This is a genomic window from Mesorhizobium sp. P2_F5 (assembly GCF_056403715.1).
Genome location: NZ_JBFUEY010000002.1, coordinates 12,554 through 33,474, shown reverse-complemented (window position 1 = coordinate 33,474; position 20,921 = coordinate 12,554). Strand labels below are relative to the sequence as shown.

Annotated in this window: 19 protein-coding genes; 13 read left to right on the top strand and 6 right to left on the bottom strand. The window is 57.4% G+C overall.

The genetic code is table 11. The features are described 5' to 3' along the window. Positions 1 to 15 precede the first annotated feature (15 nt). The 8 genes from AC1DYO_RS02405 to AC1DYO_RS02370 all read left to right on the top strand — a co-directional run bounded on the left by AC1DYO_RS02405 (position 16) and on the right by AC1DYO_RS02370 (position 9,892). Positions 16 to 777, top strand: a complete 762-nt coding sequence (locus AC1DYO_RS02405; protein WP_477259943.1) for a GntR family transcriptional regulator — start codon at positions 16 to 18, stop codon at positions 775 to 777. Then, positions 774 to 2,087 carry a four-carbon acid sugar kinase family protein gene (locus tag AC1DYO_RS02400; protein ID WP_477259941.1) on the top strand — a complete coding sequence of 438 codons (1,314 nt, stop codon included), beginning with the start codon at positions 774 to 776 and terminating at the stop codon, positions 2,085 to 2,087. The genes AC1DYO_RS02405 and AC1DYO_RS02400 overlap by 4 nt, the downstream gene beginning before the upstream one ends. Positions 2,088 to 2,227: 140 nt before the next feature. Beyond that, complete coding sequence (locus tag AC1DYO_RS02395; protein ID WP_477259939.1) at positions 2,228 to 3,247, top strand: cyclase family protein; 1,020 nt, start codon at positions 2,228 to 2,230, stop codon at positions 3,245 to 3,247. Positions 3,248 to 4,533: 1,286 nt separating this feature from the next. Then, a complete protein-coding gene (locus AC1DYO_RS02390) occupies positions 4,534 to 5,319 on the top strand; it encodes an SDR family NAD(P)-dependent oxidoreductase (RefSeq protein WP_477259937.1) in 786 nt (261 codons plus the stop codon). 59 nt (positions 5,320 to 5,378) lie between these two features. Beyond that, on the top strand, positions 5,379 to 6,185 hold the full coding sequence (locus AC1DYO_RS02385) for an SDR family oxidoreductase (protein ID WP_477259935.1): 807 nt from the start codon (positions 5,379 to 5,381) through the stop codon (positions 6,183 to 6,185). A 145-nt stretch (positions 6,186 to 6,330) separates the two neighbouring features. Continuing rightward, positions 6,331 to 7,152 (top strand): ATP-binding cassette domain-containing protein, encoded by an 822-nt coding sequence (locus AC1DYO_RS02380; RefSeq protein WP_477259933.1) that lies wholly within the window; start codon positions 6,331 to 6,333, stop codon positions 7,150 to 7,152. Positions 7,153 to 7,179: 27 nt separating this feature from the next. After that, on the top strand, positions 7,180 to 8,418 hold the full coding sequence (locus AC1DYO_RS02375) for a sugar ABC transporter permease (RefSeq protein WP_477259931.1): 1,239 nt from the start codon (positions 7,180 to 7,182) through the stop codon (positions 8,416 to 8,418). A 406-nt stretch (positions 8,419 to 8,824) separates the two neighbouring features. Continuing rightward, on the top strand, positions 8,825 to 9,892 hold the full coding sequence (locus tag AC1DYO_RS02370; protein ID WP_477259929.1) for a sugar ABC transporter substrate-binding protein: 1,068 nt from the start codon (positions 8,825 to 8,827) through the stop codon (positions 9,890 to 9,892). 4 nt (positions 9,893 to 9,896) lie between these two features. On the opposite strand, the gene AC1DYO_RS02365 is transcribed toward AC1DYO_RS02370, so the two are convergent. The 6 genes from AC1DYO_RS02365 to AC1DYO_RS02340 all read right to left on the bottom strand — a co-directional run bounded on the left by AC1DYO_RS02365 (position 9,897) and on the right by AC1DYO_RS02340 (position 15,551). Continuing rightward, a complete protein-coding gene (locus AC1DYO_RS02365; RefSeq protein ID WP_477260517.1) occupies positions 9,897 to 10,115 on the bottom strand; it encodes a transposase in 219 nt (72 codons plus the stop codon). 314 nt (positions 10,116 to 10,429) lie between these two features. After that, entirely contained in the window at positions 10,430 to 10,774 is a 345-nt protein-coding gene (locus tag AC1DYO_RS02360) for a hypothetical protein (RefSeq protein ID WP_477259927.1), read from the bottom strand. 201 nt (positions 10,775 to 10,975) lie between these two features. After that, the gene (locus AC1DYO_RS02355; RefSeq protein WP_477259925.1) at positions 10,976 to 11,995 is read right to left on the bottom strand and encodes a cyclase family protein; all 1,020 of its coding nucleotides are present in this window, start codon (positions 11,993 to 11,995) and stop codon (positions 10,976 to 10,978) included. A 339-nt stretch (positions 11,996 to 12,334) separates the two neighbouring features. Further along, on the bottom strand, positions 12,335 to 13,486 hold the full coding sequence (locus tag AC1DYO_RS02350) for a Gfo/Idh/MocA family protein (RefSeq protein ID WP_477259923.1): 1,152 nt from the start codon (positions 13,484 to 13,486) through the stop codon (positions 12,335 to 12,337). Between the two features lie 155 nt (positions 13,487 to 13,641). Further along, a complete protein-coding gene (locus AC1DYO_RS02345) occupies positions 13,642 to 14,328 on the bottom strand; it encodes a GntR family transcriptional regulator (RefSeq protein ID WP_477259921.1) in 687 nt (228 codons plus the stop codon). A 35-nt stretch (positions 14,329 to 14,363) separates the two neighbouring features. Further along, complete coding sequence (locus AC1DYO_RS02340) at positions 14,364 to 15,551, bottom strand: M24 family metallopeptidase (protein WP_477259919.1); 1,188 nt, start codon at positions 15,549 to 15,551, stop codon at positions 14,364 to 14,366. A gap of 342 nt (positions 15,552 to 15,893) precedes the next feature. On the opposite strand from AC1DYO_RS02340, the gene AC1DYO_RS02335 reads away from it, so the two are divergent. The 5 genes from AC1DYO_RS02335 (at position 15,894) to AC1DYO_RS02315 (ending at position 20,861) form a co-directional block, all read left to right on the top strand. Next, positions 15,894 to 16,820, top strand: a complete 927-nt coding sequence (locus AC1DYO_RS02335) for a substrate-binding domain-containing protein (protein WP_477259917.1) — start codon at positions 15,894 to 15,896, stop codon at positions 16,818 to 16,820. An 84-nt stretch (positions 16,821 to 16,904) separates the two neighbouring features. Further along, the gene (locus AC1DYO_RS02330; protein ID WP_477259915.1) at positions 16,905 to 18,419 is read left to right on the top strand and encodes a sugar ABC transporter ATP-binding protein; all 1,515 of its coding nucleotides are present in this window, start codon (positions 16,905 to 16,907) and stop codon (positions 18,417 to 18,419) included. After that, on the top strand, positions 18,416 to 19,408 hold the full coding sequence (locus tag AC1DYO_RS02325) for an ABC transporter permease (RefSeq protein WP_477259913.1): 993 nt from the start codon (positions 18,416 to 18,418) through the stop codon (positions 19,406 to 19,408). The genes AC1DYO_RS02330 and AC1DYO_RS02325 overlap by 4 nt, the downstream gene beginning before the upstream one ends. A 22-nt stretch (positions 19,409 to 19,430) precedes the next feature. Further along, positions 19,431 to 19,901, top strand: a complete 471-nt coding sequence (locus AC1DYO_RS02320) for a RidA family protein (RefSeq protein ID WP_477259911.1) — start codon at positions 19,431 to 19,433, stop codon at positions 19,899 to 19,901. A 150-nt stretch (positions 19,902 to 20,051) separates the two neighbouring features. Then, positions 20,052 to 20,861 (top strand): HpcH/HpaI aldolase family protein, encoded by an 810-nt coding sequence (locus AC1DYO_RS02315; protein ID WP_477259909.1) that lies wholly within the window; start codon positions 20,052 to 20,054, stop codon positions 20,859 to 20,861. The last annotated feature ends 60 nt before the right edge of the window (positions 20,862 to 20,921 follow it).

The window sequence follows — 20,921 nt, the reverse complement described above, 5'->3', positions numbered from 1 at the left end:
TTCCGAGACCCCTTTATGCATAGACCAGCGGTAGCCGACCTTCCCGATTCGATTTTCGAGATCGACCGAGCCTCGCCGGTGCCGATCTATCGTGAATTGGCCTCACGGATCGCCGAAGCAATCACGTCGGGAAAATTGCCGCCCGGAGCGCGTCTAGAAAACGAAACATCGCTCAGTGAACGACTGGGAATTTCACGTCCCACGATCCGTCGGGTGATCGAAGAGCTCGTGGCGATGGGTCTTGTAGTCCGCAGGCAAGGGATTGGTACAGTCGTGGTTCCGCCCGCACTGTCGCGAAAAATGGAACTGGTCAGCCTCTGGGACGATTTGCTTAAGATGGGCCAGAACCCGTCGACCAAGTTGCTGAAGCGCGAGGTCATACCGGCAGACGCATATGTCGCCGCCGAACTGGGAATCGCACCAGGGGAGGATGTCCTTCACTTGCGCCGGCTACGTCTCGCCAATGGCGTTCCCCTGGTGATCATGGAGAACTTTCTGCCAGGCCAGTATGCCGACATCTCCGCGGAGGATCTGACAAGTCGCGGTCTATACCAGATTCTGGGGCGCCGCGGTATAACCATCCAGGTCGCTCACCAGTCGGTCACGGCTCGCCTTGCTACGTCAGCGGAATCCGATCTGCTTGACCTCCCAGCGCACGCTGCCTTGTTGACCTCCAAACGAACGGCCTTCGATGCGTTGGGGAAGGCTTCGGAGACCGGCAATCATTGTTACCGGCCCGATCTTTACGCGTTTGAGTTCACGCTGGTTAGGGGATGATGCTGCCTCAATCCTTTGGGCCTATCGCAATGCCAATCTCGAATTCGTCTGATGCGGCCCTGGAACCTTCGATTGGTATAATTGCCGACGACTACACCGGTGCGCTCATGGTCGCATGCTACCTTGAGGCATCCGGCATATACGCTCCGCTTGTATTTGATGCAGAAGCGACAGTCGCGGGGGCCCGGGTAATCGTGGCGGGCACTCGCACAAGGTTGGCGACGGTCGAGGCTGCTTTGGCGGACATCAAGGCGATGGCCGACGCTTTGAGCCGGGCCGGCTGTTCGCGGCTTGTCTACAAAACCTCGGCCGGTTTTGATTCTACTGAGCATGGTAACATAGGTCCAGCCGCGGATTATCTTGCAGATCGTCAGGGGATTCGTCCGGTGGTCATGGCGGCCGGATTTCCCAAATTTAACATCACGACGCATCAAGGCTATCTTTTTTACCGGGGTCGTCTGGTATCGGAATCGATAAAGAGGTTCGATCCCCTAACGCCAATGTCGGATCCGGATCTCGTTCGCTTCCTATCTCGTCAGACCAGGCACGGCGTGGGCTTGATCAATCATATTCAGATGCGCGAGGGGCAGCAGGCGATCGCATTGGCTGCGGATGGTCTGGTGGGCGCCGGAAACGGGCACATCTTCTTCGACATGAGCGACGACCTGGACATCGAAATCGCCGCCCGCTTTGCGATCGAGCGCCAGTTGGTAGTGGTGGCTAGCGATCCTTTCGCTGTGGAATACACCAAAATGCTGATTTCAAATCGAGGGCCACAAAAGCCAGCCCCTCACCACGCAAATGGGCCAGCGGCGGTTCTCGCGGGCACTGTGGGACCGGTCATCTTGCGGCAGCTAGAAGCCTTCGCCGAAGTCTATCCAGTGCTTTCGCTCGATCTTCTTGACCCGCGCGAAGGCGATGCAGTCATCGCGGACGCGCTTGCCTGGGCCGACCAGCATATCGGCGACCGGCCATTTGCAATATCGACAGCCAATGATGCAGGTGCAGCCGAACGGGCTCAGGCGGCTTTGGGGCCGACCGGGGCCGCTCGCAAAGCAGAATACGTTCTCGCCTCGATCGCCCGCGCGCTGCGGGACCGAGGCATCCGACGGTTCGTCGTAGCCGGCGGAGAAACGTCCGGCGCAGTCGTCAAGGCGCTTGGCATTAGCGCGGTGCGTGCGTTTGCCGAAGGGCCGATTGGGACGGGTTTTTGTGTGACCGCCGGTCCCGATCCCATTTCGCTGTTTCTCAAGCCCGGCAAGCACGGGCAAGACGATATCCTGCTCCAAGCCCTCCACCACATGGCCTAGCTAGAGCGATTGAGGAATGCGAATGCGGAAGTCGAACTGTGCCTGATACGGCCTTTGCCTGGCAAATCGAGCTGATCGGGAATCTGGGCGTTGGAACCTGACAGTCTACCGAGCTTGGATCGACAATAATGGAGGCTACTATGACAAAACGGTGGAAGGTGCGTCCTCAGAATTCGACCTGGGGCGATTTCGGTGAGGACGACCAGATTGGTAGGCTCAACCTCATCACACCCGAATGCAGGCGCAACGCGGCCAAGGAAGTGGTCGAAGGTCTGGCATTTTGCCTGAGTGTTCCACTTGATCTGCCAGGGGGAAACCTGCTGGTCTCCAACAGGCTTCCTCCAAAGCGCACCATCGCCAACAAGGAAGGACGACCCTTCGTCAATTTCCCATTCTGCTGCGATAATCCCGACTGGAACGATATCGGCAGCGATGATGCGGTGACACTCTATACCCAATATTCGACGCAGTGGGATGCGCTAGGGCATATCGGCTACGAGTTCGATGCCGATGATGATGGCGTCGCCGAGGTCGTATACTACAATGGATACCGAGGCGGTCATGATATAGTTGGGCCGGACGCGGAGGGCGGCGCAGGTGCTCGTCGGCTGGGCATCGAAAACATGGCGGAGACCTGCGTTCAGGGCCGCGGTGTGATGGTGGACGTGTTTTCCCGTTTCGGGTCGGGTCGCAAGTTCGTCGGTTACGATGATCTGATGCGGATCATGGATCAGGACAAGGTCTTTGTGGAGCCAGGCGACATGCTTTGCATTCATACGGGCTGGAGCACTGCCGTGGTGGAACGCAAGGACAATCTCGATGCTCAGTTGCTGCACGAATCCCACAGTGTGCTCGATGGCTCCGACGAACGGCTCTTGCGCTGGATTGATTCTAGCGGCGTTTCGGCAATCATCGCCGACAATTTCGCCGTTGAAGGCTTCCAGACGAGCAGTGCTGATGGAAGCAAGCGCTTCCCTGCGCTGCCGCTCCACCGGCGTTGCATCGCGGAACTTGGCATTCATCTAGGCGAGCTGTGGCTTCTGTCGCCGCTGAGCGCTTGGCTTAAAGCGCATAACCGGTTTCGGTTCTTGTTGACGGCTCCTCCCCTGAGGATGCCGGGTTCCTTTGGTTCTCCGCTAACTCCGGTGGCGACGGTGTAAGAAGGTCACCGCCAGGTCTCGCAGGCCGAGGGCGTGACCAAGGATTGGCTCGCCAATTGCCGTGTGGGACGTTGAGATTGTGATGAAAACGCTACTCGCTCGAGCTCCAGTTCGAGCCCCTGGTAGCACCTGCAGAACTTGAAAGTGCGCAGCCAGGCCACCTTGGGGCAGCCTGGTGCCTTGGTTCAAAGTTCAGCTCAACGCCAGGTGTGTCTCACCGCAATTATCCAGTTGAATGCCTTGGACGCGGCGGAAAATGTGACGTTTTCCGCGAAACGAGGTAGATGGCTCCATCGGCTTGAATCTTATCATCAAACAGCTCGATCAGATGTCCCGCGCGCACGAACTCCGTTGCCGTGCCGATCTATCGTAGCGCGATGCCTTCTCCGGCCAAAGCGGCTCGCATCACGGTAAAATGATTGTCGAAAGGGGTCCAGGCAGGGGCTCTTTCGTTCGGTGGTGCCAATCACTGTTCCGAGTCGAACCACGATTTGTCGTCGAACTCGCCTTTGGACGCGTCGACGACAAGTTGGCACTCGCTGGGAAGCACGTCCTCAACATCTTCGGCGGGCACGCCGCATGCGACATGAAATCGTCGAACTAGGAAGTCGAGCGACCGACCCTCGTCAAGAACGTGATGTCAACCATTGACTGCTTTGCCCCCGGGTTCTCAAGCGACGCGATAGCCATGGCCGTGCTGACGCCCGATGAGATCGAACCTCGCAAACTTGCCATCCGGCCACATCTTCCACGGTGAACTTGCGCCGGACCAACTCTTCTTCAAGCGGCCGACCGCGCCTGTATCGCACTGACTCCTGGGCAATTCGCCAGCCCGCTGGTAACGAATCGCAGCCCCTGAGGTGAATCGCAAACTCAACTATTGTAAATACGTTAATACCTATTATGATCCTTGAACGGGCTCCAGGGAGGATCTCGGAGGACCTTGTCCTGGCGATCGAGGTGCGCCGCATCCGGGATGCAGACCGACACGCTTTCGAGATGGGTTGGACATTTCTGGTTTCTACTAATGCGGCAAAGCGCATTGTATGCCGACGACTGTCGACAAAAATGACAAAAATCTGGGTTGAGTTTCAGCGTTTATAGGCCTTGACAGCGGGTTTTGCGCTTTTATAGTCGATTGTCGACAGCCGGCATTCGTCAAGTAAGCCTTGCATAGCTGTTGCCGGGGGAGTTTGGGAGGATGATGTCATGCATGACCTGAGGCCATTGTCGTCGTGCCGCTGTGACCCGAACAACCTGCACTCAAACAGGAAGGACTAACCCCTATGGTTCCGTCTGGTAATCGTTTCAGCCTCAATGGCCGCGTCGCTGTGGTGACAGGGGCTGCACGTGGAATCGGAGCCGCCACGGCTCGCTGTCTAGCTGAGCTAGGGGCGACGGTTGTCCTCACAGACCTAAATCCGAACGTAGAAGCGACGGCCCTGAGCCTCGCCGCCGAAGGCCTTAGAGCTGATCACCTCGTCTTCGACGTGAAAAACAATTCCGCAGTCCAAGCCGCCGTCGATGCTGTACTGCGCAAATACGGACAGGTCGATGCCTTCGTTGCAAACGCCGGCATCGCGGGCGATCGATTCGCCGAAGATTACACCGTCGAAGACTGGCGTCGGGTGATGGATCTGAACGTCGACTCGGTGTTCTTCTCGACCCAGGCCTTTGCAGCGCCGATGCTGTCGCGCAAGTCCGGTTCGATCGTTCTCATCGCGTCGATGTCAGCTCTGATCGTGGCCAGGCCCGAACGCCACGTTGCCTATGACGTCTCAAAAGCTGCGGTAGCGCATATGGCGCGATCGCTTGGCGTCGAATGGGCCAAGCGAGGGGTGCGGGTAAACGCCGTTGCCCCTGGTTACACTGACACGGAAATGCTGGCGCAGGTCGGTCGTGAAAAGCCGGAGGTTCGGGACCTGTGGTTGGCAGACATTCCGTCTGGCCGTTTCATACGTCCCGACGAGGTTGCCCACTCGATTGCTTTCCTCTTGTCCGACGCTTCGTCTGGGATGAATGCCCACTTGATGGTCGTCGATCAGGGCTACTCCATCGGGAAGGGTATGTAGACCGCCCCCCAATACCTTCTTGGATACTTAGCGCGGTCAAACATAGGGAGGACCAGGACGTGGCTTTAGGAACGCTTGAGGGAAAAGTTGCAGTTGTTACGGGGGGCTCGCAGGGACTGGGCGAGGCGATCGCGCGCAGGTTCGCTTCTTCTGGAGCCGCGGGCGTCGTCATTTGCGGCAGGGATGAGCAAAAGGGTCGGCAGGTGGCCGACGCGATTAATGCTCTCGGTTGCCCTACCCACTTCGTGACCGCCGACCTTCAAAAGGTCAGTGACGCTCGCAAAGTCATCAAGGCGGCCGACGAGAGATTCAAACGGGTAGACGTCCTCATCAACGCAGCCGGCTCAACCAATCGCGGGACCATTCTGGACACGACTGAAGAGCGTTTCGACGAGATATTCGCCGTGAATGTGCGTGCACCGTTCTTTTTGATCCAAGAGGCTGTCAAGGTCATGAGGCGGGAGCGCATCCACGGGTCGATCGTCAATATCCAGTCCATCTGTGTGCATGGCGGCCAACCTTATCTCTCGGCATATTCTTCGTCCAAAGGCGCCTTGTTGACCCTGACGCTGAATCTCGCCAACGCACTGCTCAGCCATCGTATACGCGTTAACGGCATCAATGTCGGTTGGACGCTCACGCCCGGTGAAGATCGCATTCAGCGTGAACATCATGGCCTTCCCAAGGACTGGTATGATCAGGTCATAAAAGCCAAGCCCTTCGGCCGCCTCATAATGCCCGACGAGATCGCGAGAGCGTGTCTATACCTGGCCTCTGACGAGTCGGGTTTGATGACCGGCGCCAATATCGACTTCGATCAGATCGTTTACGGATCGACCGACACGCCGCTGAGCGTCGAGGACTAGGCGGCCTGACGCCGCGATTGAAAGGCGCTGGCCCGGGGGGGCGGCCAGTTGCCGCCTTACTTCACCACTGGGAGGATACGATGGACCGCGATCTTTATCACGAATTGGTTCTGGTAGCCGTTGCAGCATGCTGCCGAGGCGCACAATGAGCGCGGCCGCCGGCAGATCATCCGCCCCAGGCCCGTCTCCAGCGGATGTGGCTCACAGGGCAGCGAGCGTTAATCCTGTCCTCGAAATGAGGGGGATCGGGAAACGTTTCGGCGCGGTCGACGCACTCTCGGGGGTGGACTTTGAGGTCTATCCATCCGAGGTCGTATCGCTTGTCGGCGACAACGGGGCGGGCAAGTCCACCCTTGTCAAGATCATTGCCGGCACCCACGCCCCTGACACCGGGACCATTCACTTTGACGGCGCTGAAGTCCAGTTCCGCTCTCCTTGGCACGCAACGCACCTTGGTATTGAGACCGTCTATCAGGATCTCGCCCTATGCGACAACCTGGACGTCGTGGCGAACATGTTTCTGGGTCGTGAATCCGTTTCGCCACCCCGCGCGCTTCGGCGACTATCGGAACTTGAAATGGAACGACGCGCGCTCTCAGTGCTGAAGCGTCTCAACGTGACAACAATTCGGAGCGTCCGCGCCCCAGTGGCTACGCTTTCAGGTGGTCAACGCCAGTCCGTCGCAATCTCGCGCGCCGTAATGTGGAACTCAAAAGTCGTGCTGCTTGACGAGCCGACAGCGGCCTTGGGCGTGGCACAGACCCATCAGGTGCTCGAACTCATCAAGCGTCTGCGAGATCAGGGGCTGGGGGTGGTTCTGATCTCTCACAACCTGCGCGATGTGTTCGAAGTGTCTGACAGGATCATTGTATTGCGGCTTGGAAAACGCCTCACCACCTTCCGGCCGGAAACCAGCACGCCTGAAGAGGTGGTTGCAGCTATTACCGGCGCTTCGGTGGCAAACTGACGGAACGCTTCAGGAGGAGGAAGTCGGGTGAAAGACCAAACGATCGTTGACACCGTGCCGAACAACCTAAAAGCCGGCCGTTACGGCCTCTTGGCAGACCTGCGACAGAGCCTGCGCGGGGGCGAGCTTGGCGCTGCGCCCGTCATGGTTGGGCTTGTGCTGATCTGGCTGTTTTTTCAATTCCAGGACGCGCATTTCCTGACGCCCCGCAATATGTCGAACCTTGTCCTCCAGATCTCAGTGTCGGGGACGATCGCGATCGGGGTGGTCTTTGTCCTGCTACTGGGCGAAATCGACCTGTCGGTCGGTTCAGTTGCGGGTGCGTCAGCAGCCGTCCTCGGCGTACTGATGGTCAATCAGGACTGGCCCTGGTGGGCGGCTATCATCGTCATGTTGGCCGTCGGAACCTTGACCGGCATCATCCAAGGTGCGTGGTATGCCCTTCTGGGTGTTCCCTCATTCGTGGTCACGTTAGCGGGTCTTCTTATATGGCTCGGGGTTCAGCTTCATGTTCTTGGTGATGCCGGCACGTTGAACGTGTTCGATCCTCACATCACAGCCATCGCGTCCACATTCCTGCCGCCTCTCTGGGGCTGGGTGTTCGCGGTGCTCGCAGTCCTCTGGTTCGGCGGCACCCGGCTCAGGGAGAATGGGCTTCGTCAACGGGCAGGCATGACTTCTAAGTCGGCCTCAGTCCTTCTTGTGCAGGCAATCGCGACCGCAGTGGCCCTGTTCGGTGCTGTGGCCATGCTTAACGCCGCCTACGGAGTTCCGACAGCGGGTGTGCTCCTTTTCGTCCTCGTTGCCGTGTTCGACTGGATATCACGCCGCACCACCTTTGGACGTCACATCTATGCCGTGGGCGGCCACGCCGAGGCTGCACGCCGGGCTGGCATCTCTGTTGCACGCATCCGAATAAGTGTCTTCGCGATCGCCGGCTTCCTTGCTGCGGCTGGAGGCTTGATATCGACGGCGCGCCTTCAGGCGGCGAGCACGCAAACCGGCGGCGGTACTTTGCTGCTCGAAGCGATCGCGGCGGCGGTTATCGGCGGGACAAGTCTATTCGGAGGGCGAGGCAGGGTTTGGGCCGCTTTGCTCGGCGCGCTGGTCATAGGCAGCGTGTCGAACGGACTTGACCTGATCGGTGAGCCCGCGGACGTCAAATACATGGTCGAGGGTGCCATCCTGCTGCTCGCCGTCACGTTGGACTCAAGCTCTCGTCGTCGGCTTTCTCTCCGGCGCCTTGTCAAGGGTCATGTTGGCTGAGGCGACGTGGCAGGCGCGGATGGATTGAGCGAAACGTCTGCGGAAAGAAATGCTCTAGAAGAATATACCAGTGCCACAGGTTTTCCGAGAATATATTGATAGGTATACTACGATAAACGAGGCGCTATAGATTATGCTATAGTGCAATAATGCTGCTCGTTTTGATCGTGACCATCACAGTTTACGCGTGTTCATAAGTATATTATTGACAAAGCGCGAATATTACGTATATCATAGTTGTGTAGCGTGCATATAGACTAGAATAGATGGTGCTAATAGGCCTGACGACATAAGAGCCGCTGCAGTAGAGGATACTGCTCGACTGTATGTGCCTGCGCTATGCAAGCCACCGGCAAGCTTTGTCGGGGTGTTCAACGGCGAATATCGCCAGTCTGGGAGGTTTTACATGAAACTGATCAATCGCTGGGCCCATGTGGGCTTGGCCGCTCTTGCCATCGCCGGCGCCGTGGGAACGGTTCCTGCACGATCTGAAGACGCACCGCTCGTGGTGATGCTTTTGCCCGAGAATGTGACGGCTCGCTGGGAAGGCCAAGACAAGCCGCTGTTCACCGAGGCGATGAAGCGCGCTTATCCGAGCGCCAAGGTGAAGGTCGAAAATGCGCTCAACGATCCATCGAAGCAGCAAGCACAGGCTGAGGCAGCGCTCGCCAGCGGCGCAAAGGTTTTGGTGGTTACTGCAATCGACCAGAAGGGCGCTGCCGTCATCGTGAACGACGCCAAAAGACAGGGCGTCCCGGTCATCGCATACGACCGCCTCATTCACAACGCGCCGGTCGCGTACTACGTTTCAGTGGATGGCGTGAAGATCGGCCAACTCCAAGGGCAGTTCATTGCTGACAATACCAAGGAAGGTGGACGGATCGCGATCGTCAACGGTTCGAAACTGGACGACAACGCGTTTCTCTTCAGAAAAGGTTACATGGGCGTGTTGCAACCTCTCTTCGACAAAAAAAGTCGCGTGCTGGTTGCAGACCCCTGGGTGCCACTTTGGGATCCGTCGAAGGCTCAGGCTCAAATGGAACAGATTCTGACTGCGGCGAACAATGGGGTCGACGCCGTGCTATCGCCCAATGACGGCATGGCGGGAGGCATCATAGCTGCGCTTGACGGGCAGCAACTCGCAGGAAAAGTCCCGGTGACCGGCCTGGACGGAACGCTCAATAGCTTGCAGCTGATCCTTCAGGGTAAGCAGTCAATGACGGTATGGCGATCGCTTAAGGACGAATCGAACAAGACTGCCGATATCGTCGCGGCGCTCCTGAAGGGAGAGCCCCCTTCGGCCGATCTTTTCGAGGGGGCAACGATGAACAATGAGATGGTTGACGTGCCATGGGCGCAGGTCACCCCCAATGTTATCACGCTCGACAACATGAACCTGGTCATCGACGACGGTGCCGTAACCAAGGAAGCCGTGTGTAAAGGCATGCCGCAGGTCGGGCCTTGCAAGCAGTAAATGTTCAAGAGTGGGAGCACCATTCGCGGTGCTCCCACGCGAAAAACTGCGGTTCGTAACTTTTAGAGCGGCGGTTGGCATCTAGGTTGACTTGTAGCCAGCGCTTTCGATGTAGCTGTTGCATTCGTTTGGTGTGACGTCGCATGGAGGGCTTGAGCTTGGCAAACAGCTTCTCGATTGGATTGAGATCTGGACTGTAGGGCGGCAGGAAAAGAGACGCGATCCAGCAGCCCTGACGACGTCATTCTCGACAATCTCGGTTCTCACAAGAGCCAAGCCGTCCGCGACGGACGTCCCCCGGCTTCAGTCTTTCGATGAGTTCGGTTTCGACATAGGCGCTTAAGCCTCGCGCATTGATGGGTCCGTCGACGATCCAAGGCGCTTTTGACCCGATCATGCCGTAGCGCTGCGACGAAGGTCATCGTCTTCCAATGACAATATGGCGTGTGGGCCATCAGCCGCCTGCCGCGCACGCCGAGCCGCGCAATAGCGCCATCTTGGTCCCCTGTTTCATCCAGGAAGACTAGGTGCGTAGGGTCAATGCGAGTCTGGTAGCGCATCCATTGCGCTCGCCGGCGCATCAGCTTTGGCTTCAGTTGCTCGGCCGGCAGAATGGTTCCATTTAAAACTCTTGCCCTCGCAATGCAGAAAGCGACCGACCCTCGCAGGGTGGATGGTAAGACCACGTTCAGCCAGTGCCGCCGTCAATTGATGAAGTGTCACGTTGGGCTCGACCTCGTCCAAGACGATAGCACGATGCTCCCTGTCGTTCAGATAGGGCCGGTGACCGCCCATCTTGCCAGGTGCCGCACTTCCAAGGCGACGCTTGCGCGCGGCCCACTTGATCACGCTCGACACTGCCACCTTCAGAGCCGCAGCCACCTCGCGGCTCGTCTCGCCCTCTTCAAGCCGGGCCAGTGCCGCACCGACAGATCCATCGAATAAGGCTTCGCCATCAGTCCCGACCTCCAACGGTCAGAACATCGAAACTGATTTGCTCATTCTTGGGAATCCTGATTCAGATAAAACGCGAGCCACTTAGGAGCCTGTCCTTCCGCTGGCCGTTAATGCGAGCCGGCGCGCTTATACCGTGGCGACCGGCGTTACAGGGGATCCGAACGATCCGGGCATCCTTAGAGGAGGGGCGGTAAGCAAAAACCGATGGCGACGGTTTTGTTTTAGCCAGTTGTTCAACGGGGTCAGGCTCCAAAGCTCTCCCAAATGGATACCGAGTTCCGTGATGCAGCGGCGATGGAGCGGCAATGACGGAAAGCTTTGATCGCCGTCTGGGCCACTGGTCTGAACGCCCTCTACCGCAAAGTTGTCCGCAATGATTACGGACAACCCGCTGGTGTCGATCCACTTGAGAAGCTGCTCGTCAGCACCATCGAGCACACTGTAGCTACCATGTAGAAGCTGACGGTCGAGATTGTCTTTGCGGTCGACGACCGCTTTCACCCAGCCCGTGTGCAAACAGAGCATATCACCGGTCTCGATCTCGACCTTGTCTTCATCCATTGTCCGCATCAAGTCGTCGTAACCGACGAATTTGCGTTCCATGCCGAAACGTGAAAACAGGTCCACCATCACGCCGCGACCCTGGACGCAAGTTTCGGCCATATTTTCAATGCCAAGCTTGCGTGCGCCGGCGCCGCCTTCGGCGTCTGGCCCCGCGATGTCACGGCCGCCGCGGTAGCCGTTATAATACACGACCTCGGCGATCCCATCATTGTCGGCATCGAATTCGTAGCCAATATGGCTCAACGCGTCCCACTGCGTCGAATATTGCATGTAAATCGTCACTGCATCGTCGCAGACAACATCGTTCCAAGAAGGGTTCTCGCAGCAATACGGGTAATTCACCACTGGCCCACCGCGTTTTCTTGCGGCCGTACGCAGAGGCGGATGGCGACTTTCGACGAGTTTGTTGCCGCCAGGAAGATCAAGCGGAATGCTTAGACAGAACACCAGGCCTTCAACAGCCTCCTTGAGGGCCATTTTTCGGCACTCTTGTGTAATCAAGTTGAGACGGCCGATCTGATCATCGTCACCGAACTCGCCCCAGTTCGAGTTGGGGGGCCGAATCTGCCACCGTTTCGTCATCGCATTTACCTTAGCTCCGCGACATCAAAAGCCAATTCAATCAAGGTGCCCGCCAGCCTTTGGAGGGATCCTCCTAGTCGGTCCTGGAATGGGAGGGTCGTTTTGCACGCATCCGGGCTCGGTTCTCACCGCGGAAACAGGGGTCCTTCAAGAGCTTCGTTCTCGGCTTTTGCTAGCACTGTCACTACGCCGGCCAGGTGGTCTTTTGATGATTTCGCGATTTATGATGCCGCGATAGAGACGGTCGTAGAATGCCACCCTCAAAACCATAGCCATGAGTGCCTCCGTCATCCGGCCGAAATCACGGGATGTGTCTTTGAGTTTCATAGCACTGCCCTATCAACCAACGCGTTCCCAGACGGTGCTCTTCGCGGACGCCTGGATGGCATCGATGATGCGCTCAATCTTAACGCCATCCTCAAAATTCGGCGACGCGGACCTGTTTTCGGCGATCGCCTGCAGGAAGTTGTACCATTCGATTGACTTCACATCGATATAACCCTGCCCCATTCCGGCAACCGGCCACAGCTTGTCGCCATAGGGTTGGTTGGGGCCGGAATAGATTGTCCGAAAGCCGAACGCATCTGCTGGATCGTCGGCAAAAGCAACGCGCAGCTCGTTCAAGCGCTGATAGTCGAAGGCTATAGTTCCCCGCGTTCCATTGATCTCGAAGCCCATCTGATTGTGGTGACCATAGGCATTGCGGGTAACCTCGATGGTTCCGTGCACGCCGTTGGCGAATTTGACCATAGTGATGGCCGTGTCATCGACATCGACCACACCCATTTCGGCTGACGCAGCGCCCTTGTGCCCAAAGAACCGGCCCTCCGGCAGCGGGCGCTCCGGAATAAACGTCTTCATGACCGAGGTGACAGCCTCAAACTCTCCCACAAGTAGTCGAGCCGCGTCGATGATGTGGCTGCCGATGTCTCCCAACGCACCAGAACCGGCTTTGGCTTTGCTGAAGCGCCAGGACAGCGGCGTGCTTGGATCCGCGCTCCAATCCTGAAGATAATAGCCACGGAACGCCAGAATCTTGCCGATGCGGCCCTGCTCGACAAGGCGCCGTGCCATCTGCAGCGCCGGGCTGTGGCGGAAATTGAACGCGAGCTGATGAACGACGCCCGCCTCGTTGGCCGCCGCCAGCATTTTCTCGCCGTCCTGCGAGGTCAATGCCATCGGCTTTTCGCACATTATATGCTTGCCTGCTTTCGCGGCAGCGATGGCGATCTCGGCGTGGGAATCATTGGGCGTGCAGATGACGATAACGTCGATGTCCGGACGATTGACGACTTGGTGCCAATCGGTCGCGTACTCGCGAAAGCCATACTGGACCTGCGCTTTTTTGACGGCGGCCTCATCGATGTCGACGATAACAGTCCGATCAATTCCAACTGAAGGTTCAAAGATGATCGGGACTACCGCCATCGCAACGGAGTGTGCCTTTCCCATGAAGCCGGTCCCTATGACAGCCGCATTCAAAGTTTCCATTTTTTCACCCTTTCAATAAGGACGCCCTCCGTTTGCCGGAGTAAATTGCGTCGATATTCTAACGTCATGCCCCATGGACGTGTCGCCCGGGGCCTTCCACTTCAGTTCGGCGGGTATTTGTAAGTGTACGGACCTATCTGGAAGTCCTCGGGCGCCTAAGCGCTCTCGGTTTCCCTGACCGTGCTGGCAACCCGATTGCCCACATTCGTGATGTGTCGCTCGACCGCACTCTGTAGCTGATCACGATCGCCCCGCCGGATGGCCTCGAGGATTTCCACATGCTCGCGATAGCTCAACAGTGTGTCATCCGCAGAGATACCGACATGCTTCCATATCCGACGCAGCTGATCTCGGAGACGAGCCAGCCGGTCAACAATCAGACTATTGCCGCAATTGCGGACATAAAGATCGTGAAACTGGAAATCGAGGTTGCTAAACGGCCAAGGGTCACCTGCTTCCAGGGACGGCAAAGTTGACTCCAGATCGGACTGGGCGGCTTCGATTTCCTGCCAGGTGATGCGGCCGACCGCATTGCGCGCTGCAAAGGATTCAAGCACCATACGAAACTGATAGAGCTCGAGCACATTGAGGCGCGTCACGGGGGTAACGCGCATACCGCGTCCCAAAGGCTCTACGAGACTTTCTTCAGCTAATTTGCTAAGCGCTTCACGCAATGGCGACCGGCTTATCCCCAGCCGCCGAGCCAATTCGAATTCGTTGATATCCTGCCTGGGCTTGAGGTCGCAGGCCAAGATTAGGTTTTTCACCCGAGAGTAGGTCTTCTCCGAGAGGGACTGTCCTCTCTCGATCTGCCCCCACTCTTCATCCAAGTTTGCAGTCATCTTACCTGTCTCCCCTTCACACGAAGGATCGTATATCAGCCGCCGGCTTGGTTCCATCCACGATACCCATCGCCAAACGGTTCGTAACCGTCCGACTTCACCGCAATCGTGTCTTCTAATTTGATAAAGCCCCGCCGCGGGTGGAGCATCGTCGTCTCGACCGACAGCACCATTCCTTCCTCCAGAGGCAAAGTCGCATCCGAGGCCTCATAAGGCACGGATCCGTTCGGGGTCAGCCGAGGCGCCTCGTGTGTAATGAGGCCCATGCCATGTATGACAAATCCCAAATAGCCCTTGTGAGGCGAAACATCGACCAATGCCTGCGCTTCGGGGAAAAGGTCCCGTCCGAGCGTACCGGCTCGTATCAAACGCCGACAGGCCTGCTGAATTTCATCGATCACGCCCAGCAAATCCTGCAACTCGGGATCCGGCTTGCCAAGGATGGCCATCCGCGCCATGTCGCCAACCCAGCCATTATAGTTGCCTCCCGAATCGAGGCACAACACATCGCCGGGCTGCCATATTTGTTCCGACGGCGCGCGGTTGAAGCTTTGTCCCATTGATATAAGGCAAAACTGCCACGTCAGTCCGCGCGCTACTTCCTCGCGATGGAGAGCATGCACCAAATCATTCTTGGTGGCTCCTTCGCCATGGCTTTTGATGACAGCTGCCATCGAATCCACGACTTTTTCCGAGGCGTTGCGGAGCATGTCAAGCTCTTCCGGGGTCTTGATCGCCCGAAGTCGTTCCAGAACAATCGTCGCATCCACGACCTCGCTGTTCGGGAGTCCGGAACGGAGCGCATTATAAGCGTCTGCCGGCAGAAAAGCAGTTTCCACGCCGATGCGCCCGGCAGCAACCCCGTTTCTCCGTATGAAGGCGAGGGCCCGGTTCATTGCGTCCACGCTCTTCCAGGAAGCAAGGTCGCTCTCATGTACCAAATGGGAGAAACGCTCCTTCTCGTCGCGCTCCATCGGATTTCCGATGTAGCCGGCGTGTTCCGGACGGCCCTTCTCATAAATGAAAAATGACAAATAGCGGCTAATACCTATTGCATCCATATATTCGAAGAAGAAGAATCTGTATCCACCTAGTAAGTACTGCACGTTATGCTTGGAGCAGACGAGGAGTACGTCAAGGCCGGCATTGTCCATTAGAGCGTCGAGCCGCGCCGTGTTGAACGGCAGCGTGTCTTTGGCCGCCGCTGAGCTGTGAATGGACATGGCCTTCCTCCGAAGCATTGAAAAAAGCCGCAAAAGACTTTTTGCCGTATGGCGACTGTCGACAACCGACATAGAGCGGTGATGTACAACATGTCAAGTGTGATGATCAAAGAAATGATCCACGCTATGAGGCGCATGCAGAAGCAATTTTCGCCTTGACACAATAGGGCGTCGTTCGTAACCATTGTCGACAGTGGGCAATGGGCAATCGGCAAATGAGAGCCGGTATGCCGCAGACGCGCTTCAAAAGACCGGAAATGGGCTTGGAGTTCAGGGGACGCCTCTGAAACGCCAGAGGTCAATTCCAACGGCGTGGTGCCCAAGCAACAAGGGAGGTTTGAAATGAAGAGACTATTGCTTGGCGTGGCGCTTTCCGTGCTGGCTGCCTCGGCGGCAAACGCGGGGACCATCGGCGTATCAATCGCCTTCACGAACACGTACCTGACAAAGATGCGTAAGGCGATGGAAGAAGAGGCGAAAACCAAAAACCAACCCCTGACGGTCGAGATTGCCAATTCCGACGTCAACACTCAGATCTCGCAGATCCAGAATTTCGTCGCCGCAAAGGTTGACGCCATCATCGTCTACGCGATCGACACGTCGACAACAGCGTCGATGACCAAGATTGCCCAGGATGCGGGGATTCCGATCGTTTACGTCAACAGCCAGCCCATCGACATCGACCAGTTAGGGCCAAAGGGCGCATTTGTTGGCTCCAACGAGACTGAATCCGGAACGCTTGAGACGAAGGAGGTCTGTCGCCTCCTCAAGGAAAGCGGCAAGTCGACGGTAGCAATCATTCAGGGCGATCTCAGAAACCAGGCAGCCATCCAGCGCACAAAGGATATTCACGATGTCATTGCAACGGACGGATGCAACTTCATGAAGGTCATCCAGCAGCAGGCTCCCGGCTGGGATCCCGTCAAGGCGCAGGATCTCATGACAAACTGGATTGCAGCGGGGGTAAAGCCTGATGCGGTGATTGCAAACAATGACGACCAGGCCGTTGGCGCCATTCGCGCGATGGCCGCGGCTGGATGGGATCCCAAGGATGTGGTCGTTGCTGGCATCGACGCAACCGCCGAGGCGCTCTCCTACATGAAGCAGGGCGACCTGGACGTGACGATCTACCAGGATGCGGCAGGACAAGGTCGCGCTGCAGTCGACACCGCGATGAAGCTCGCCACGGGCGAAAAAGTCGACGCGAAGGTCTGGATTCCGTTTCAGCTGGTTACCCCGACGAACATGGGTGCCTTCGTTCAGAAATAGCACCTGCCAACCCCGGAGCGCGATTTGGTAGGCACGCTCTTGATGGCGATGCTCTCAAGGCCGGAGCCGGGGAGGAGATACCGCATGGCGACCTTGGCATCTGATCACTGCCAGTCGGATTACATTCTGGAAATCGACAATGTTAGCAAATCATTTCCCGGCGTGCTGGCGCTTGACGGGGTCTCGCTTCGGATAAGGCCCGGAACAGTACACGCCCTGATGGGCGAGAACGGCGCCGGCAAATCCACGATGATGAAAATCGCTGCTGGCATCATCCAGCCCGACGCCGGCGCCCTTCGTCTAAAGGGTCGGGACATTCGCCTCTCCACACCGCTCCAGGCGCTCGAGAGCGGCATCGCGATGATCCATCAAGAGCTGAACTTGATGGAGTCGATGACGGTTGCTGAAAACATATGGATACGCCGCGAGCCAAAGAACCGGCTGGGCTTAATCGATCATGGCGAAATGCGTCGTAGGACAGCTCGGGCGTTCAGGCAGCTTGAAGTCGACATCGACCCGGATGTCCGGGTCGGCAAGCTGTCGATAGCAAGCCGGCAGATGGTCGAGATCGCCAAAGCGGTCTCATACGACTCCGATGTCCTCATCATGGACGAGCCAACCTCCGCTTTAGCCGAACGTGAGGTGGCTCAGCTCTTCCGGATCATCCGTATGCTGAGGGCGACGGGCAAAGGCATCGTCTACATCACGCATAAAATGGAAGAACTCTTCGAAATCGCAGACGAAGTGTCCATCTTCCGCGACGGCAAATACATCGACACCAAGCCTTCCACCGCCGTCACAGGGGATGACGTGATCCGCATGATGATCGGGCGTGAACTCACGCAGATGTTCCCCAAGGAGGCCGCACCGATCGGCAATGTCGTTCTACGCGTGAAAGATCTCTGCCTCGCGGGCGTCCTCAAAAACATCTCGTTCGAACTCCGAGCCGGAGAAATCCTCGGCATCGCCGGTTTGGTGGGGTCTGGTCGGTCGAACATCGCTGAAACGATTTTCGGTATCTCGCCGGCCACCTCGGGATCGATCGAAATAGCCGGGAAGTCGGTCAGGATCAGTTCTCCCCAGGAGGCCATGAAGAATGGAATGGCCCTTTTGACCGAGGACCGTAAGGCGTCAGGATGTTTTCTTGTTTTGGGAATTCAGGAGAATACCCAAATGGCCGCCCTCCAGGGCGCCTATGTGAAGTACGGTTTCGTGCAACAGCGGAAGCTGTCGCAAGCCGCGGCCTCAATGGTCCAAACGCTTCGCGTCAAGACCCCAGGCATGCGTCAGCCCATCGTCTACCTATCAGGGGGGAACCAGCAGAAGGTTCTTCTCGGTCGCTGGCTGCTAACGAAACCTCGAATCCTTATTCTTGACGAGCCCACTCGCGGCATCGATGTCGGTGCGAAGGCCGAGATCCACCGCCTCATCTCCAAGCTCGCTGGTTCAGGCACGGCCGTCGTTATGATTTCCTCCGAACTCCCGGAGGTCCTTGGAATGAGCGACAGGATAATGGTCGTCCACGAGGGTCGCGTGACAGGTACTCTCGGTCGGCAGGAAGCTGATCAGCATAAAATCATGGAGCTGGCATCGGCATGAAAAAGCGCGAGCTGTCAGTTGAATTCTCGATGCTGGCTGTCCTGCTGGGCATCGCGCTGGTGTTTGAAGTTCTGGGCTGGATTTACATGGGCCAGTCCTTTCTGGCCAACAAGCCAAGACTTTCCATCATTGTCCTGCAGGTCTCCGTCGTTGGCATCATTGCCATCGGCGTGACACAAGTCATCATCGCCGGCGGAATCGACCTGTCTTCAGGCTCGATCGTGGGCCTGGTCGCTATGGTGGCAGCCTCCTTGGCACAAGCGTCATTCAACGATGCGGCGGTCTATCCTGCGCTGACAGACCTACCGGCATTCATACCGATTCTGGTCGGTCTGGCAGTCGGTCTGATGGCCGGAGCGATTAACGGGATTATCATAGCCAAGGAGAAGATCCCCGCCTTCATCGTCACGCTGGGAATGATGGTGTCGGTCCGGGGGGTAACCCAGTGGTACACGGACGGTGTGCCCGTTGCTATGCTGACCCCTCAATTCACCTGGCTGGCGAGAAGCTTCAATATCGTCGGCTTCCCTCTACCGATGCCGGTCATCATCTTTTTAACTCTGGCCGTGATTTGCCATATTGCACTTGTTTATACGCGCTACGGCAAGTTCACATATGCCATTGGCGCTAACGCGATGGCCGCTCGCGTTTCGGGTATCAACATCAGCAGCCACCTGATCAAAGTCTATGCCGTAGCCGGCGTCCTTTCCGGCCTGGCGGGCGTTGTGACAGCGGCCCGCGCTGCATCTGGTCAACCTGGCATGGGCTCCGGCTATGAATTGGACGCTATCGCTGGCGCCGTCATTGGCGGGGCGTCCTTGGCCGGAGGAACCGGCAGCATCGTTGGTACCGTCATCGGCACGCTTATCCTGGGTGTCGTGACCTCAGGTTTCACGTTTCTTGGTGTAGGCACCTATTACCAGGACATCATCAAGGGCGCCATCATCGTGGGCGCGGTAGTCGTCGACCAGCGCCGGCGCCGAGCATAATCTCACCCAAGGAGCGGTACTAATGACAACCCCAGAGCAACGCATCACCGAACTCGGACTCGAACTGCCGAAGCCGCCCAAAGCCGTGACTTCAGGCTATGTCCCTTGGGTACGGACCGGGAACACAATCCTCGTTTCCGGGCAATTGCCATGGAAGGACGCTAAGACCCTGATCCACGAAGGTGCGATCGGCGCGGGAATTACTGTGGAGCAGGCGGCGGAAGCGTGCAGGCAAGCTACGCTGAACTCCATTGCGCAGATCAAGGATGCGGTCGGCGATCTGGAGCGCGTGCGCTGCATTGTGCGTCTGGAAGGCACAATCAGCTATGCACCCGGCTTTATCAACGAAACGGCGAAGGCCCTGGATGGCGCTTCCGCAGTGGTGAAGGGCATTTTCGGCGACCGGGGTCTTCATACCCGCATGCTGTATCCCGTACCGGAGATCGTGTTCAAATCGCCCTGCATCATCGTGCTGCAAGCCGAGGTCGAATGAAGTCGGTGTCGCTTGCCAGATAAAGGCGGTCTCCTCCCTCGTCCGTGATGAGAGGTGGCGGCCCAAAAGTCGACACGTCGCACGGGCGGCGCACATTGCCCGCCAAAAGTGCCCTTTGTGAACTTTTTCGCTAATCCAAGGTTTAATCCCATGATCCGGAACCGACTGAAGAAACTCTGGTCCGAAGGCAAGCCTACCATCAACGGCTGGTGCTCGATCGGCAACTCGTTTGTTGCCGAGATCATGGCGAACCAAGAGTATGACTCTATAACAATCGACGCGCAGCATGGCGCGCTCGATTATTCTCACATGCTTCCCATGCTTCAGGCAATGCTCGCCTCGGGCACCTTTCCAATGGTTCGTGTCCCCTGGATGGAACCCGGAATCATCATGAAGGCTTTGGACGCCGGTGCCTATGGCATCATCTGCCCAATGATTAGTACCGCTGCTCAGGCAGCGGAATTTGTCAGCTACATGCGTTACCCGCCCCTTGGTCAGAGGAGCTACGGGCCAACACGCGTCTCGTTCTCGGCCGGGAGCAACTACGCCAGCGAGGCGAACGAAGAAATCCTTGCTTTCGCGATGATTGAGACAGCACAGGGAATGGCTGAACTCAAGGAAATTGCCGCCACGCCCGGCCTCGATGGCATCTATGTCGGACCGGCGGACCTCACATTAAGCCTCACGAAAGGCCGCCTCCCACCGGGATTCGATAGGGAGGAACCCGAGATGATCAGTATCCTCCAGGAAATAGCGTTGGTTTGTAAAAGAAGCGGCATTCGGGCTGGCCTCCACTGCGGCGCAGTAGAGTACGCTCAGCGCGCTATCGAATGGGGATTTGATATGACGACGGTGGCCAGTGATGTGAGACTGCTGTCCACTTCGGCTGGTGCGAGCGTCGCCAAGTTTAGAACACACTTCGCCAGAGGGGCCTCGCAGCAGAAGGAAACCGCATACTAAGGGCCTTCATGAGCCTGCGGATCTGGTTGGAGAAGTTGGCTACAGCTGGTCGCATTTCTA

Bases quoted from the DNA above. Each gene is read 5' to 3' on its own strand.
- AC1DYO_RS02405 (WP_477259943.1), top strand. From the start codon at position 16: ATGCATAGACCAGCGGTAGCCGACCTTCCCGATTCGATTTTCGAGATC.
- AC1DYO_RS02400 (WP_477259941.1), top strand. From the start codon at position 774: ATGATGCTGCCTCAATCCTTTGGGCCTATCGCAATGCCAATCTCGAAT.
- AC1DYO_RS02395 (WP_477259939.1), top strand. From the start codon at position 2,228: ATGACAAAACGGTGGAAGGTGCGTCCTCAGAATTCGACCTGGGGCGAT.
- AC1DYO_RS02390 (WP_477259937.1), top strand. From the start codon at position 4,534: ATGGTTCCGTCTGGTAATCGTTTCAGCCTCAATGGCCGCGTCGCTGTG.
- AC1DYO_RS02380 (WP_477259933.1), top strand. From the start codon at position 6,331: ATGAGCGCGGCCGCCGGCAGATCATCCGCCCCAGGCCCGTCTCCAGCG.
- AC1DYO_RS02370 (WP_477259929.1), top strand. From the start codon at position 8,825: ATGAAACTGATCAATCGCTGGGCCCATGTGGGCTTGGCCGCTCTTGCC.
- AC1DYO_RS02355 (WP_477259925.1), bottom strand. From the start codon at position 11,995: ATGACGAAACGGTGGCAGATTCGGCCCCCCAACTCGAACTGGGGCGAG.
- AC1DYO_RS02350 (WP_477259923.1), bottom strand. From the start codon at position 13,486: ATGGAAACTTTGAATGCGGCTGTCATAGGGACCGGCTTCATGGGAAAG.
- AC1DYO_RS02345 (WP_477259921.1), bottom strand. From the start codon at position 14,328: ATGACTGCAAACTTGGATGAAGAGTGGGGGCAGATCGAGAGAGGACAG.
- AC1DYO_RS02340 (WP_477259919.1), bottom strand. From the start codon at position 15,551: ATGTCCATTCACAGCTCAGCGGCGGCCAAAGACACGCTGCCGTTCAAC.
- AC1DYO_RS02335 (WP_477259917.1), top strand. From the start codon at position 15,894: ATGAAGAGACTATTGCTTGGCGTGGCGCTTTCCGTGCTGGCTGCCTCG.
- AC1DYO_RS02330 (WP_477259915.1), top strand. From the start codon at position 16,905: ATGGCGACCTTGGCATCTGATCACTGCCAGTCGGATTACATTCTGGAA.
- AC1DYO_RS02325 (WP_477259913.1), top strand. From the start codon at position 18,416: ATGAAAAAGCGCGAGCTGTCAGTTGAATTCTCGATGCTGGCTGTCCTG.
- AC1DYO_RS02320 (WP_477259911.1), top strand. From the start codon at position 19,431: ATGACAACCCCAGAGCAACGCATCACCGAACTCGGACTCGAACTGCCG.
- AC1DYO_RS02315 (WP_477259909.1), top strand. From the start codon at position 20,052: ATGATCCGGAACCGACTGAAGAAACTCTGGTCCGAAGGCAAGCCTACC.